Annotated in this window: 15 protein-coding genes; 3 read left to right on the forward strand and 12 right to left on the reverse strand. The window is 31.7% G+C overall.

The genetic code is table 11. The features are described from left to right. Positions 1 to 72: 72 nt before the first annotated feature. Positions 73 to 690, reverse strand: a complete 618-nt coding sequence (locus SOJ_RS11860; RefSeq protein WP_002508351.1) for a LysE/ArgO family amino acid transporter — start codon at positions 688 to 690, stop codon at positions 73 to 75. 183 nt (positions 691 to 873) lie between these two features. Between SOJ_RS11860 and SOJ_RS11865 the strand changes: the two genes are divergently transcribed. Beyond that, the gene (locus tag SOJ_RS11865) at positions 874 to 2,298 is read left to right on the forward strand and encodes an aminotransferase-like domain-containing protein (protein ID WP_002508352.1); all 1,425 of its coding nucleotides are present in this window, start codon (positions 874 to 876) and stop codon (positions 2,296 to 2,298) included. A gap of 119 nt (positions 2,299 to 2,417) precedes the next feature. Here SOJ_RS11865 and SOJ_RS11870 read toward each other — a convergent pair whose 3' ends face one another. The 4 genes from SOJ_RS11870 to SOJ_RS11885 form a co-directional block, all read right to left on the reverse strand. Further along, positions 2,418 to 2,993, reverse strand: a complete 576-nt coding sequence (locus SOJ_RS11870; RefSeq protein ID WP_002508353.1) for a GNAT family N-acetyltransferase — start codon at positions 2,991 to 2,993, stop codon at positions 2,418 to 2,420. 98 nt (positions 2,994 to 3,091) lie between these two features. After that, complete coding sequence (locus tag SOJ_RS11875; protein ID WP_002508354.1) at positions 3,092 to 3,388, reverse strand: hypothetical protein; 297 nt, start codon at positions 3,386 to 3,388, stop codon at positions 3,092 to 3,094. Positions 3,389 to 3,768: 380 nt separating this feature from the next. Continuing rightward, complete coding sequence (locus SOJ_RS11880; protein WP_002508355.1) at positions 3,769 to 3,981, reverse strand: SA0632 family lipoprotein; 213 nt, start codon at positions 3,979 to 3,981, stop codon at positions 3,769 to 3,771. A gap of 42 nt (positions 3,982 to 4,023) precedes the next feature. After that, positions 4,024 to 4,494: a GNAT family N-acetyltransferase gene (locus tag SOJ_RS11885; protein ID WP_002508356.1), complete on the reverse strand. Its 471-nt coding sequence runs from the start codon at positions 4,492 to 4,494 to the stop codon at positions 4,024 to 4,026. A gap of 95 nt (positions 4,495 to 4,589) precedes the next feature. Between SOJ_RS11885 and SOJ_RS11890 the strand changes: the two genes are divergently transcribed. Further along, the gene (locus tag SOJ_RS11890; RefSeq protein ID WP_002508357.1) at positions 4,590 to 5,273 is read left to right on the forward strand and encodes a DUF1129 family protein; all 684 of its coding nucleotides are present in this window, start codon (positions 4,590 to 4,592) and stop codon (positions 5,271 to 5,273) included. A gap of 233 nt (positions 5,274 to 5,506) precedes the next feature. On the opposite strand, the gene SOJ_RS11895 is transcribed toward SOJ_RS11890, so the two are convergent. The 5 genes from SOJ_RS11895 to SOJ_RS11915 all read right to left on the reverse strand — a co-directional run bounded on the left by SOJ_RS11895 (position 5,507) and on the right by SOJ_RS11915 (position 10,521). Continuing rightward, positions 5,507 to 6,667, reverse strand: a complete 1,161-nt coding sequence (locus tag SOJ_RS11895; RefSeq protein WP_002508358.1) for an MFS transporter — start codon at positions 6,665 to 6,667, stop codon at positions 5,507 to 5,509. Positions 6,668 to 6,930: 263 nt separating this feature from the next. After that, positions 6,931 to 7,419: a DUF456 domain-containing protein gene (locus SOJ_RS11900; protein WP_002508359.1), complete on the reverse strand. Its 489-nt coding sequence runs from the start codon at positions 7,417 to 7,419 to the stop codon at positions 6,931 to 6,933. A gap of 6 nt (positions 7,420 to 7,425) precedes the next feature. Further along, positions 7,426 to 8,634: a sugar efflux transporter gene (locus tag SOJ_RS11905; protein WP_002508360.1), complete on the reverse strand. Its 1,209-nt coding sequence runs from the start codon at positions 8,632 to 8,634 to the stop codon at positions 7,426 to 7,428. Between the two features lie 95 nt (positions 8,635 to 8,729). Beyond that, entirely contained in the window at positions 8,730 to 9,584 is an 855-nt protein-coding gene (locus SOJ_RS11910; RefSeq protein ID WP_002508361.1) for a LysR family transcriptional regulator, read from the reverse strand. A gap of 211 nt (positions 9,585 to 9,795) precedes the next feature. Beyond that, entirely contained in the window at positions 9,796 to 10,521 is a 726-nt protein-coding gene (locus SOJ_RS11915) for a DUF402 domain-containing protein (protein WP_002508362.1), read from the reverse strand. Positions 10,522 to 10,733: 212 nt separating this feature from the next. Between SOJ_RS11915 and SOJ_RS11920 the strand changes: the two genes are divergently transcribed. After that, positions 10,734 to 11,846, forward strand: coding sequence for a 5-methyltetrahydropteroyltriglutamate--homocysteine S-methyltransferase (locus SOJ_RS11920; RefSeq protein WP_002508363.1), 1,113 nt, complete (start codon positions 10,734 to 10,736; stop codon positions 11,844 to 11,846). A gap of 110 nt (positions 11,847 to 11,956) precedes the next feature. On the opposite strand, the gene SOJ_RS11925 is transcribed toward SOJ_RS11920, so the two are convergent. Together SOJ_RS11925 and SOJ_RS11930 are read right to left on the reverse strand one after the other, a co-directional pair. After that, positions 11,957 to 12,457, reverse strand: a complete 501-nt coding sequence (locus tag SOJ_RS11925; RefSeq protein ID WP_002508364.1) for a cupin domain-containing protein — start codon at positions 12,455 to 12,457, stop codon at positions 11,957 to 11,959. Between the two features lies 1 nt (position 12,458). Next, positions 12,459 to 13,175 (reverse strand): YebC/PmpR family DNA-binding transcriptional regulator, encoded by a 717-nt coding sequence (locus tag SOJ_RS11930; RefSeq protein WP_002508365.1) that lies wholly within the window; start codon positions 13,173 to 13,175, stop codon positions 12,459 to 12,461. Positions 13,176 to 13,382 lie beyond the last annotated feature (207 nt).

The following is a 13,382-nucleotide window of genomic DNA, read 5'->3' on the forward strand; positions in this document are numbered from 1 at the left end:
TTGATTTCCGCCCCACTCCCCGTCTTATGTTATTATGCACTTTCTAATTATAAAATTTGAACACTCATTACACTACAGTAAAAGCATTATTAATTGTTTTAGAATCATAACCGCAACAATTAAAATTATAATAGCAGATACTTTATTTAATATCATAATGTATTTTCCTGTTTTATCAATGTTGCCTATCATTTTTCCAGAAATTGCTAAAAAGAAAAACCAAACCCATGATATAACTACAGTTGAAATAGTAAACAAGACTTTATCCGTACCATCATATATTGCCCCACTCGTTCCAATGACACCAATTGTATCCATAATTGCATGTGGATTCAGTAGCGATACAGAAATCGCAAAACCAACTTGCTTCTTCGCTGTCATTGGTCGATAACGCTTCAATTTATCTGGCCTTGCTTTCCATAACGACCAAGCCATATATATTAAAAAAACTAAACCTATACAATAGATAGAAACTTGCAGCATGGGAAATGAGAGTAAAATAACTGACACGCCTAATACTGCTAACACAATAAGAAATGTATCACACAGACCTGCTGTAATAATGACGGGTAACGTTTTATATATACTCTTATGGTTGGCACCTTGATTAAATACAAATACATTTTGCGCACCCAATGGTAAGATTAATCCCAATGCGAGTAAGAACCCATGAGCTAATGGTTGTAACATGTCAATTCCTCATTCCTCAATTTTAAATTTCCAAAAATAAACCAGACCAATTTTCAAAATCTTTATTCATTAAAAATGTATGAAGATAAGGTCTATAAGTACTATACTATAATAAATACAAGAAAATCGGACCAACCAGAAACCAATAAAAATACCAACCAAATTTGATATAGGAGCGTTTATATGTTCAAACCCAAATACAAAAAAATCATCGATGATATCATTTCAAAAATAAATGATGAGACATTTGAACGTGGTATGAAATTGCCATCTCAACGGAAAATGGCAAACTACTACGATGTAAACCGTTCAACTATTATACAAGCTTTAGATATTCTTCAAAGCTATGGTGTTATAGAAGGAAAAGAAAGAAGTGGACTTTATCTTTCAGACAACAAGTGGAGCACTTATATAAATAACAATACAAATTGGCAAAAGTATATTAGTAATAGTAGCTCAAAAAACAACCAATACTTTATACAAATGATTAACAAATTAGAGTTTGAATCTAATTTAACTCGCTTAAGCACTGGAGAACTTAGTCCAGATTTAATTCCAAATGAAAAATTCAAAGAAATTCTTTCTACAAGTGAAAAAGACTTACTTAATACAAACTATAAGCACCCACAAGGTAGTTTAAAATTAAGACAAGCGATATCAAACCATGTAAAAAAATTAGGCATAATATGTAATGAGGAGAATATTTGTATCACTTCCGGTGCTTTGCAAGGTCTGAAGTTAATTGCTGATGGCTTACTCGTTCCACAATCGAAAATCATTATAGAAACGCCATCATACATTAATTCTATACGTACTTGGCATAATATTAGAGCAGATATTAAACATATACCTATTTTTGAAATAAAAAGAAATATTAATAATATTTTTAATGCAACATCAGCATACAATAATAGTATTTTTTATTGTATTCCTACATTACATAACCCAACTACAAATTCCTATACAATAGATGAAAAACAAAAATTAATCACACAATGTAAAGAAGCTGGAATACCTATTGTAGAAGATGATGTATATGGTGATTTATGTTTTGATAATGAACGTCCACTTCCTTTAAAGTCTTTTGCAGATAATGATAATATCTTATATCTCAATAGTTTGTCTAAAACTGTGAGTCCCGGCTTGAGAATAGGTTGGATTATAGGAAAACCTTCAGTAGTACAACATTTAGCCGACTTAAAAATGCAAAATGATTATGGAGCAAGTTCACTTTCACAATTCGTTGCGACTGAATGGCTAAATGCGCCTTCCTATCATGAAAGTCATTTAATAAAATTGAAGCAAGAACTTTTAAATAAAAGAGATGTCTTTTTACATTCACTGGACAAGCACTTAAGTCTTTTAGGAACTTGGAAAAAACCAAAAGGCTCCTTTTATATATGGTTTAAATTAAATAAACCTGTTGATATGAAAATATTGTTTGACGAAGCTATAAAACACAAGATTTTAATAAATCCCGGAGAAATATATGATACAAAATCCAAAAATTATATACGCTTTTCTTATTCATATATAGATAACAACGATATAGACAAAACATTAAAAACATTAAGCGAATTAATTCAATTTCAAACACCTACTGCTTAAATTAAGTAAAATTAACACAAGAAGATCTCATCACTAGGTTCAATACTAATGATGAGATCTATTATTTTAAAGAAGATTATTTATACACTAAATCCATGTGTATTCACAAATTTTCGCATTTAACTACTTGATTTTAAGCTTTCATCATCTAACATAGCTAAATTTTTATAATATCTTACATGTCTATTAAGCGGATGATGTTTGCTTAATTCTGGATGTTCAAAATAATCATAAATTTCCATACCTAGTTTTTCCATGACTTTGAGTGAGGGCTCATTGCTTTCCGAAGTAAAAGCATATACCTCATTTAAGCCTTGTTGTTTCGCATACTTCAGTACCGCTTCTGCACCTTCAGTAGCTAGGCCATTGCCCCAAACTTCCGGAATGAGTCGCCAACCAATTTCATAAAATGGTAACTCTTCAAATGGGAACTTGCTCTCTTCTGTCACATAATTCAGGCCTATAAAACCTAACCACCCATTAGTTTCTTTAAGTTCTACAGCAAACAAACCAATACCATCATCTAATATCATTTCATTCATTTTATTCATATCGTGTTCTGAACGTTGATAACTTAATAAGCTCGGAAAATATCTACGAACTTGTTGATTCGCATTCATTTGTTGGAATGATAATAAGTCTTCCTCTTGCCAGTCTCGTAACCTTAAACGTTCAGTTTCAATATAAACTGTCATATGTTACACCTCTATACTGGAAAAATAATTTTCTATACAAAAGTAACGCGTTATGAATCTTTTCATATCGCGCTACCATACTGTTTTTTATAATTTGTTTATGCTCTTGTAATATAGCTAATTAATTCAAGATTAACAGCTACTTCTTTTAAGCGATTACGTTCACTTTTCGGTGCAGTAAATGTTGCATCGATAAAATCATTTTTATGGTTTAATTTATAAGTAGCAACAAACGTATCTGTATCAGATTCAAAGTTAGGTAAATGCGCAATCACGCGTTTGATTTCACCTGTTGAATCTTTTATTTCTCTACCTGTAATATTTTCTAATTCTCTACCTAGTTCAGGTAAAGTAATTGAACGACCTTCTAATAAATTAAAATCTTGTTCATGCATAATGCTTACCTCTCTTTCTATATAGACGACTTATTAATCTACTTCATTCTTACAGTTGCCCTATGAAGTGAAAATCACTGAATAATAATCGACCTATATTCCAAAATTCATATTTTAAAAAATTATTTTGTATGTTTTATATTAATCTTTATTATGTTTAATGATACCCATTATACCAATTACTAAAACCATAATACAATGATTTCCTAGGAAATAAAGAAATATCATCTGAAATAGCATTAAATGTGATTTCTATATGTTATACAAATAATATTTCATTTTTCGAGAAATTTGTTCGTCAATTTTGTATCAAATACACTATTTATTACTATGGTAAATGCCTAGGTATAGTAACAACAAACACCATAGCATCGTATATTTTATGTTTCAGCGTTGATTTCTTTCTCTAAATCTTTCGACTGGTCTTGTAATTTATCTTGCTCTTTTTCCAGTTTTTCTTTTTCTTTTTTCAAATCTTTATTCTTCTTCTCTAATTTATCTATATCTTTTTCTAAAGAAGCCTTTTCATCATCTTTACCACAAGCGGTTAATGCAATCGTCGATGCTAATATGAGTGCTAAACACTTTTTCATATATATACTCCTTTTTAATGCAATTATAATAAATTAATTTTATCATTTTTCTCTATTATCTTCATTATTTACCCTTAAATTTTTAGTCATTATGACTTTACTTATTTGATAGTCCATATTTCGATTTAATTGTTGCATCTGAACATTGTGACTGTCCACTGTGCTTTCTATTTTAAAAGCGCCTACTGCTCGTGCCCATGCTTCGACTTCATTTTTAAAACGCGTAGCAATCCCTTGCTTACGAAATGCTTCATTAACATATAGCATTTCTATTATCACTTTATTATAATCTTTCAAATAGCGTGCCCAAATAAAACCTATAAGTTCTTCCTTCTGTGTTTCGAGCCATACTAAATCTGTATTATATTTCAGCCCATGATTTATCATTTCTTCACGTAACCCAACAGATAACCGGCTTTTACTATAATCTTCATTTTGTTTTGCAAGTTCACTTTCATGTATGTCTGCAATTTCAGTAATATATTGTTTTTGTTTAAGTGAAAGTTTTTCCATGTTTTCTCCTTTAAAAAGTAATGTTGATTTATAATGTTATATTCGTCATAATAAGCCTTATCATTACATTCTATAAAAAGGACTGCGAAATTCAAATGAAATCTACTGACAAATTAATGCGAGAAAATAATGTAAAAGCTTTGCGATTAAATAATACAGATAGAGATGCATTCGAAAATTACATGACATACGTCCGAGCAGATTTAAGTGTTAATCCTCACGATTCTGAAAAAATGTTGAATCGCATTTTAAATCAATTATTGGAAGCTGAAAAAGAAGGTATACTCGCCATGGATTTCTTTGAACATGATCCTAAGTCACATGCCAAAAAGGAACTTAAAAAATTACCAAATGAAACAATTTTAAATATATTTAAATACATAATTCAGCACATCTTTTTGTTATTTGGTATATTTTGTTTCCTTAAAGGATTTATTGGCTTTTTCATTGGTGCGAAGCGATTATATTTATATTCATTTCCTCTTGTTGTATTAGTAGGAATTTTCATCATTTTTCTATTTATATGGATGATATTCCGAACTGTACAAATGCAGTGTTTTACAAAATCACATTGGACATGGATATTAACGTATGTCGTCATTTTATTACTATTATATGCAATATTTTATGTATTTTTCATTCCTCAATCATTTTTAGCATTTGGGCCTTATATATTAATAAGTAATTGGACCTTTATTATAATCTCATTTATCGTTATACCCATCGCTTTATTTATTGATCATCATTATACAAATAAAGATACAAATACATCTTTATAATCTTGTTGTTTAAATAATAGTGGCTATTTGGTACAGTCTCTAACCTTTTAATAAAGTGCTATATCTTCAATTATTAATTTTGCGTACCAACTAGCACCCACTTTCAAAAGTGAAATATTTTAAAACAAAAAGATCTCATCACTAGTTTAAATACTAATGATGAGATCTTTTTTGAGTCTGGATAATATATATCTTAGACTCTTGTACGTATTGTCACGTCATATGCATTGTTATTATGGTGCCATGCCTTCTTTTCTTTCCACAGCGATACTAATAAACAAGAATATCAGACCGATTGCAGTTAGTATCGGCGCAATTAGACTTAATGATGCTATCGGTAAATTCGTCACGACAACGCCACCAATAAAGGCACCAAGCGCATTGCCTAAATTAAATGCAGATTGGTTTAATGTACTTGCAAGCGTAGGCGCATCTTTAGAAATAATCGTACTTTTAAATTGTAATGATGGACTCATACTAAAGCCGATTAAACCAAAGAAGAATATGCCTGCTACCATTAAGAAACCATTCATTTGTATAAAGTATAATAGTAAGAAGTAAACGATAAAGATTGAGAAAATAATTTGTAACGCTTTATTTAAATTCCAATCCGCAAGTTTACCACCAACGACGTTACCTAATGTAACACCTACCCCAAAAATAATTAACAGATATGAAATCAAGTTTTCTTGTACATTTGATACATCAGTCAATACTGTAGAAATATAAGTAAAGTATGCAAATACACTACTGAAACCAAATAATGTCACTGCTAAAGTTAACCACAAACGTTTTTCTTTTAAAATTTGTAGTTCTTTTTTCAATGATGATTTTACTGTATCACGTTGCATAGGCACAAAAATAATAATGCCTATAAGTGCTAGTGTTCCTATAATAGCAATAATAATAAACGTCATCGGCCAGCCAAAGTTTTGACCTATTAATGTCCCGAATGGTACACCTAAAATATTACTTAAACTTAATCCCATAAACATTAGTGCCATCGCACTTGCACGTTTCTCTGGCCGCACCATATTCGCAGCTAAAATAGAACCTATACCAAAGAATGAACCATGAGCCAACGATGTAATGATACGACTTGTCATCATAAATCCATAACTCGTACTAAATGAAGCAGCAAAATTCCCTAATATAAAAATAGCCATTAAGGCTAGTAGTAAATATTTTCTATTCCATTTAATCGTCAACATAACTATGATAGGCCCGCCGATTGCAACACCTAATGCATAACCAGTTATCAATTGTCCTGCCTGACTTACAGTTACGTCAAAATCCCGTGCAATATTAGGTAATAATCCCATAATTACAAATTCTGTCATACCTATTGCAAACGCACCGATTGCAAGCATCCATATAGCAATTGGATATTTCATTTTTGACTCCCTTCCGAAATCATATTTTTTTCACATGTTTGTGATTATACTAAAATACAGTTGCCAAAAACAAGGGAGTTGCTTGGTTTTCTCCTATTTTTAAAATTAATTCGCTTACATTTAATTTAGCTGTATTCATTTAATAAATTGCTTTACATCATAATACTACCAAGAAAATTAAAAAAGTTAGCAATCGCCAAAAAAGTTAACAGTGTTTAGAACACTCAATTACCCTTCTTATGACAATAGCTAACTCACTAATTTTAATTAATTAGTAATGCATCGATAAAGAACCACACTACCATGATAAACATGATAATCCCTTGTGCAACAGTACTCGCTAAAAATGCTACGATAGACCCAAAACTTGCTTTTAAAGCCTTTGAAAAGTTGGGTTCTTGTATCATTTCAACAACTAGTACCGTGATAAATGGAATAATAATAATTCCAAATGGTGGAAATACAAAGCAACCTACGATTACACCAATGAGCGCCGCATACTCGCTAAGTTTAGAACCACCAAATTTATTTACAAAATATTTATTCATGATAAAATCTGCTACTAAAATAAACACGGTGAATAAAATCATTGATACATAGAATATCCATGATAAATTGCCATTATGAAATGCGAATTGATAAATTAAAAACCCTACCCATAATACAAGCACTGATGGAATAATAGGTTTAATTAAACCTACAAATGCTAAGACAAATGATGCGATAATTAATATCCATAAAATTACTGTCATTTTTATCTACTCCATACTTTCTTCTGTGAATTTTTGATCTTTTGTAAAGTATATTAATATCATACCTAAAAATATAGCTGTCGCTGATACAAAGAATACATTTCCCAAACCTACCCAGTGACTCATAATTCCACCTAATAAGTTCCCACATAACTGACCTATCACCATCGCGTTAGCAAAAAGTGTAGATGCATATCCTGGAAAATCTGGTAAAATATCTTGGAAATAACTGATGCCTAAACCAAGTAATATTGCTAAGAAAATAGCTAAAAATACTTGGCCGACAAACATCATTACCAAATTTTCGAACACACCAATACTAAAGTAAAACAGGCCACCAAACAATCCACCTAACATCAGTAGCACACGTGTCGTGAGTTTCGCAGATAAAATACCTAACACGACCATAAATGGAACTTCTAAACCGGCACATAGACTGGCTAAACCACCTACATACCCTTCAGCTTCATTCAAATATTTAGTGACGAACAACGGCATATTCAATGTATACATCCATTGACCAATATGTAATAAAATAAAGGCTAAAAATGGAACGATTAATGCCTTATCATGTAACATATTAGGTGCTTTCGCCTCAATATGATTCACATCAGTTGTGGTTTGTTTTGTTTTGATATCTTTAAAAAAGAATACCTGTAACATCAGTGTAAATAAAATAATGGTAACAGTTCCAGTAAATAACCCTGCGTAACCATTAACACCTAATAATAAAGCTCCGATTAACGGACCAAATAAGAATCCAAATGAGAACATGGAACGCAATACGGCATTAGCAAACTTCGCTCTATCTCTTGAAGCCGAAACATTGATAGACTCTCTAGCTGAAGCATACATTTGAGGCATTGCGGGCGCGAAAAACCCTTGAAAAACGGCATACATAACAATAAATATCCATACTTCATGAATATAGAAGTAAATAGAAAAACTAACAGCACCCATTAACAATGCTGTAATGATTATGACCTTCCTATTTATATTGTGTGTATCAGAAAAGCGTGCAACAATTGTGTTCATTATAAATTGGCTGATTGCTGCTAATGCTAATAGCAGACCATATTGTGTAGAAGTCATACCCAAATCATTGGTCGCAAATAAAACAAGATAAGGTACAGTGATTGAAATTCCCATACCTAAAAGCATCATATTGACTACAAATAGTTTGTAATTCTTAATATGTAATAAAGCACTAAACATATAACAAACCTCTATTCTACTAAATTAGGTGTCAATTCTCGTATATCACTTAAATAGGCAATGTATAAATGATTATGTATTAGCTCCCATTGATGTTATTCAACATATTCCATCATTAAATTGATAAATGATTCTACTTGAGGCAATTGTAACATGCTAGAATCGTAACTTAAAAATGTGGAACGAATCAATGGTTTTTCATCTATATTTACGCGTCTAAATTCAAACTGGTCACGGTCTAGATGCTTCATCATGATCTCAGGCAAAATTGTTACACCGACACCATTTAACAGCATCTCTTTACACGTGGCCACTTGATCAACAGTAATCATAGCATGATAATCCTGACCTATTTGACTCCCATACCATTCTTTAATTTGATTAATATAAATTGGATCTGCTTGAAATTCAATAAATGGCATTTTATCAACATCATCGTAACGATTTTTAGGATTAATAAAATAATGATCATCATTAAATAAATGTGTATTACTTAAGTTCATAATTTTATTACCACGTATAATCATCACATGGTAATCTCTATGGTTTGCTTTAATTTGTTCACTCGAACCTACTTGAACTTGAATCTCTACATTAGGAAATTGGCGTGTAAATAAGTTTAATACTTGCGGTAATAAAGTTTGTCCGATTAATGAAGAACAACCGATTGAAATCGTACCGTTGACTTCACCAATGTGCGCTTGCATTTTATCTAAAAATAAACGCTCTTTGTTCAGCATATCTCTAGCATGCTCTATAATCATCGAACCTTCTGTTGTAGTAATCAATTGTTTCTTAGTACGTATAAAAACATTTACACCAAAAGTATTTTCAATTGATTTTAAACGTTGTGTTACTGCAGGTTGTGATATATATAATATTTCTGCTGCTTTCCTTAGTGTTCTTGTTTCATCTAAAGTGGTTAACAAGCGATAATCGTCAATCTTCATATTATCCCCCTATATTTTAAAAGCACTTTTAATCATTTCATTGATTGGTTATTATTCATGTTCACTTAACATTTCATAATATAATTTCAAATTTCAAATTATACGTTTTTAACATTTATCATCTAGCAGTGTCACTATAACATGATTCACATGATGCTCATACACTGATTCACAATACATGTATCATTCAATTAAATTTGTACAAATAATCTTAAAGTTCTGGTTCTGAGTCGCGATGTGTTGAATGATTTTGGTTGTGATTACTACTTTGTTGATTGTGGTTTTCACTTTTAATATGCTTATTTGGGTGTTTATGATCGTGTTGTTTAGCTTTGTATGGTTTATGTTTATGCTTTTGCTCATTATATTTGGCTTTACCATGTAATGGGTGGTGTTGATTTTTTGATTTTTGTTTAATCTTGTAATAACAATACATAATTTTATCTTTCATCGTTGAAAAATCAGCCTCAATTTTTATCATTAATTGATGCGCAATAATATATGCTTCGTGATACTGCTTTTTAGTAATTTGTCCTTGATCTAAAGCACGTTGTAAATCGTCTTCATCTACAAGTTCATATTCCCCATTTGGTAATACAAGTACATCTAAACATAAATCTATTGTACGTGCGTTTCCTTTTTGTGTAACATTCTTAATATTTATATCAAAGTAATATTCTAATGGGTTGCCCTTGTCATCTAGCATCACTGTAATACTATATCGTTTTTTTTCGGGCAAGATTTGTAGCCATTGATAGTTATCATCCGCAACAATAATATTTTGGCCCACCACTGTCACCTCTAATGGTTCACGTACTTTTTTCATCGTCACCAAACCAATAATACCCTTGAACTTGTTGTTGTTTACTTTGACTTCTGTATACTCTTTGTCAATGATACGACGCCAGTGACGCTTATCAATATATTTTACTTTCACTGTCACCAACTCCTTGTCATTATTATATAAAACTGTTTACTTTATGTCATCTTATGGATTATACTGAACGTCTTCCAATTTTGTATCACGAATTTAATTATTATTATTGTACTATATTTCATAGTGTAAAAGCGAAATTGACAATTATAATAAAGTTTGATAGATTTTATCTATATTTTTCTGAAAATTCTATAAATAAAGGAGATAGTAACATGGCAGTCATTCAAAGACCTTTTAGAGCGGATCATGTTGGTAGTTTATTAAGACCACAACGCCTAAAAGATGCACGTAAAGATTATCAAAATGAAGTCATCGATGCACAAGCATTACGAAATATCGAGGACGAAGAAATTGAGCACATCATAGAGAAACAACTAGAAGTAGGTTTACATAGCATCACTGATGGTGAATTCCGCAGAAGCTGGTGGCATTTCGATTTCTTGGAAAATTTAGACGGTGTCAATGGCTATACTTCTGAGCGTGGTTTAGCATTTAAAGGCGTTGAAACTAGAAATCATAATGTTAAAGTTGAGAGTAAAGTCGCTTTTAACCCAAATCATCCACATTTTGAACACTTCAAATTTTTATATGACAAGGTTAATGGACGTGCAACAGCAAAAGTATCTATCCCAAGTCCAAACCAGCTGTTCCATCCAAATATCTTAAATGAAGACATCTATCCTGATATCGAGGATTATGCACATGATGTTGCTCAGGCATATCGTGAAAGTTTGCTCAAATTTTATGAATTAGGCGCACGTTACATTCAATTAGATGATGTTTATTGGGCTAACCTAACTTCTGGTTCTCAGAAAACACGTGGCCGTGACCGTACTGAAGCAGACAAAGAAGCAGCACGTCAGCTTGCATATCGTGTTGTAAATGAAGCAGTCCAAGATTTACCAGAAGATCTACTCATTACTACACATATTTGTCGTGGTAATTATCAATCAACTTGGGCAATTTCAGGTGGCTATGAGCCAGTCGCACCTTATTTATTCAAAGAAAATTTAGGTGGCTTTTTCCTAGAATATGACGATGATCGTTCAGGTGATTTTGAGCCATTACGCTTTTTCCCTAAAGAAAATTCAGCAGCTGTATTAGGGCTTTTCACTTCAAAAACAGGTGACTTAGAAGATAAATCTGCCATACTTGCACGTATTAAAGAAGCACAACAATATGTTGATTTAGATCAAATTTGTTTAAGTCCACAATGTGGCTTTGCTTCAACAGAAGAAGGCAATAAACTGACTGAAGATGAGCAATGGAAAAAACTAGCTTACGTTGTAGAAATTGCAAACGAAGTCTTTGGAACAGCAAAATAAACATACTTTACTAACTCGTAAGAAGTATTAATATTAAAATTGAGAGGCCTATCAGACTTAAAAATCTGATAGGCCTTTATTAATATCTAAATTTTTAAATTAAAGAACAATTAATTTCCAGCTATATCACTTTCGGATAAAGCATAACGTTCATGTATATCTTTTAAACTTGGAAATTGATTATTCAACCATTCTTTACTCAATAGTTCAAAATGTTCAAATTCAAATGCAGGTTGGCACATACAGCCTACAAGTGCATAACCATTTTCACCTTCAATTGAAGAAGCAAAAATCGTTCCTTTTGGAACTACATATTGTAAAACATCCCCCGCTTCAAGGTCTTTGCCTATTGTCACACTTTGATAACGTCCATCTGAATGAATCATATGCACTGTTAAAGAATCTCCAGCGTGGTAATACCATATTTCATCTGCATCGATACGATGAAAATGCGATATATTGTCATGTGTTAACAAGAAATAAATACTTGAATATACTGGTCTTTCATTTAGATTATTTGATTTAGCTTTGATAATCTCTTTATAATAGCCACCTTCTGGATGGGGTTGTAAATCTAGTTGATTAAGCCAATACTGGATATTTTCACCCATATTACTTCAAGTCCACATTATGGAAAACGTTTTGAACGTCTTCTAAATCTTCTAAAGCATCAACTAGTGTTTCAAAAGCTTCTTGATCTTCTTCAGATAATTCTATATCTGATTGTGGCAACATCTCAAATTCAGCAACCTTAAATTCTTCGACACCTGTTTCACGTAGAGCATCTTGAACTTGAGCAAATTGATCTGGTTCAGCGTAAATAATAGTTAACCCATTTTCTTCAACGATATCTCTCACATCGATATCTTTTTCCATCAACGCTTCTAACGTATCGTCTGCTGATTTGCCTTCAATACCAAACACAGCCGTATGATCAAACATATACGCAACTGAGCCTGAAACTCCCATATTACCGCCATTTTTACCAAAAGCTGCACGTACATCAGAAGCAGTTCTATTCACATTTTCTGTTAATGCGTCTACGATAATCATTGAACCATTTGGTCCAAAACCTTCATATCTTAATTCATCGTAGTTTTCTTCACTTGCTCCTTTAGCTTTTTCTATCGCTCGATCAATAATATGATTCGGTACAGAATAAGTCTTAGCTCTTTCTAAAGTTAATCTTAGCGCTTGGTTTGATTCCGGATCTGGTTCACCTGATTTAGCCGCTACATAAATTTCTTTACCGAATTTAGCATAAATTCGACTTGTATTTTTGTCCTTTTGCGCTTTTTTCTCTTTAATATTATTCCACTTACGTCCCATACTTTCATCACACTTTCTCGAAAAATATTTTTATTAACATGATATATTATACAATAATTTCGCTCTATTACATAGAACTACGTATATAAATGACAAATAATCGCACCTTATATATTACATAATAAAAAAGACTAGCCATACACAATTGAATTTCATGTATACCACTAGTCTTTTAAATCATCTTAAAATATGAATCAACAAGAGACA

This window comes from Staphylococcus sp. OJ82 (assembly GCF_000294465.1).
Taxonomy (GTDB): Bacteria; Bacillota; Bacilli; order Staphylococcales; family Staphylococcaceae; genus Staphylococcus; species Staphylococcus equorum.

Coding starts and splice junctions, on each gene's coding strand:
- SOJ_RS11865 (WP_002508352.1), top strand. CDS start 874: ATGTTCAAACCCAAATACAAAAAAATCATCGATGATATCATTTCAAAA.
- SOJ_RS11900 (WP_002508359.1), bottom strand. CDS start 7,419: ATGACAGTAATTTTATGGATATTAATTATCGCATCATTTGTCTTAGCA.
- SOJ_RS11870 (WP_002508353.1), bottom strand. CDS start 2,993: ATGACAGTTTATATTGAAACTGAACGTTTAAGGTTACGAGACTGGCAA.
- SOJ_RS11930 (WP_002508365.1), bottom strand. CDS start 13,175: ATGGGACGTAAGTGGAATAATATTAAAGAGAAAAAAGCGCAAAAGGAC.
- SOJ_RS11925 (WP_002508364.1), bottom strand. CDS start 12,457: ATGGGTGAAAATATCCAGTATTGGCTTAATCAACTAGATTTACAACCC.
- SOJ_RS11920 (WP_002508363.1), top strand. CDS start 10,734: ATGGCAGTCATTCAAAGACCTTTTAGAGCGGATCATGTTGGTAGTTTA.
- SOJ_RS11880 (WP_002508355.1), bottom strand. CDS start 3,981: ATGAAAAAGTGTTTAGCACTCATATTAGCATCGACGATTGCATTAACC.
- SOJ_RS11875 (WP_002508354.1), bottom strand. CDS start 3,388: ATGCATGAACAAGATTTTAATTTATTAGAAGGTCGTTCAATTACTTTA.
- SOJ_RS11885 (WP_002508356.1), bottom strand. CDS start 4,494: ATGGAAAAACTTTCACTTAAACAAAAACAATATATTACTGAAATTGCA.
- SOJ_RS11895 (WP_002508358.1), bottom strand. CDS start 6,667: ATGAAATATCCAATTGCTATATGGATGCTTGCAATCGGTGCGTTTGCA.
- SOJ_RS11890 (WP_002508357.1), top strand. CDS start 4,590: ATGAAATCTACTGACAAATTAATGCGAGAAAATAATGTAAAAGCTTTG.
- SOJ_RS11910 (WP_002508361.1), bottom strand. CDS start 9,584: ATGAAGATTGACGATTATCGCTTGTTAACCACTTTAGATGAAACAAGA.
- SOJ_RS11905 (WP_002508360.1), bottom strand. CDS start 8,634: ATGTTTAGTGCTTTATTACATATTAAGAATTACAAACTATTTGTAGTC.
- SOJ_RS11860 (WP_002508351.1), bottom strand. CDS start 690: ATGTTACAACCATTAGCTCATGGGTTCTTACTCGCATTGGGATTAATC.